The following is a 1016-nucleotide window of genomic DNA, read 5'->3' on the forward strand; positions in this document are numbered from 1 at the left end:
TCGCCGAGGTCGCTCGCGCTGCGTTCGATCTCGTCGATCGAGGAGTCCTCCGGCTTGCCGACGAAGGCGAAGGAAGTGCGCTCGTCGTCCTGGAGCGTGTCGATGGCACGCTCGTAGTCCTGTTTTTTGTCCTCCATCGACGCCGCCGGCCCGATACAGGTCGACCCGCCCTTCTCCAGTTCGGCGTTCCAGTCGGAGGGGAGCTCCATGAGCCGGATGGTGTGGCCCGTCGGTGCGGTGTCGAAGACGACGACGTCGTACTCCGGGCTGTCCATGAAGTCGACGAAGTTGTCGAAGGCGGCGATCTCCTCGACGCAGGGGCTGTTGAGCTGCTCTTCGACCGTCTGGATCTCCTCTTCACCGAGCAGTTCGCGCATCGGCTCGATCGTCTCCTGGCGGTACTCCTCGGCGGCGGTGTCCGGGTCGATCTCGATCGCCGAGAGGTTCTCGATCCCGTCGATCGCGGTGACCTCGTGGCCGATCGACTGCCCAAAGATGTCCGAGAGGTTCGGGGCAGGGTCGGTGGTCACCAAGAGCGTCTCGTAGTCGTTGTCGGCGAGCCACGTCGCGGTCGCACAGCTCACCGTGCTCTTGCCGACGCCGCCCTTCCCGCTGAAGAAAACGAACTCGGTTTCGTCGCTACTCGGTTCGACGACCTCACGCGCGCTCGTCGCTGTCGACTGTGATTGTGCCATTCGTTAGACCTCCTGCGGCGCGGCGTTGCCGTCGATGGCCGCGGTCAGTTCGTCGTACGAGAGGTACTCGCCCTCGGCGACGATCTCGTCGTCGACGACCGTGATCGGGAGGATCGACGGTCCGTCCTCCTGGACGCGGTCGTAGATCCGCTGCGTTTCGAGGAACTGGTCGATGTTGTGCTGCATGTTCGCCCGGTTGACTTCGAGCTCGTCGAACGCGTCTTCGAGCTGGTCAAGCGCCGCGCTGACCTCGACGAGTTCGTCGTCGGGGTCGGGACCGCAGACGCCGGTGGAGCAACACATCGCTTCTTCGTACAGGGT

General features: G+C 64.1%; 2 protein-coding genes. Both read right to left on the reverse strand.

Annotated features, from left to right (window positions below; genetic code table 11):
- Nucleotides 1-695: TRC40/GET3/ArsA family transport-energizing ATPase (locus FN829_RS15710; protein ID WP_142987863.1), on the reverse strand; the 695-nt coding region annotated here is incomplete at its 3' end.
- A gap of 3 nt (nt 696-698) precedes the next feature.
- On the reverse strand, nt 699-1016 hold a 318-nt coding region (gene arsD, locus FN829_RS15715), incomplete at its 5' end, for an arsenite efflux transporter metallochaperone ArsD (RefSeq protein ID WP_142987864.1).

Origin of the sequence: Halorubrum cibi, assembly GCF_900182635.1 — an archaeon.
Lineage (GTDB): Archaea > Halobacteriota > Halobacteria > Halobacteriales > Haloferacaceae > Halorubrum > Halorubrum cibi.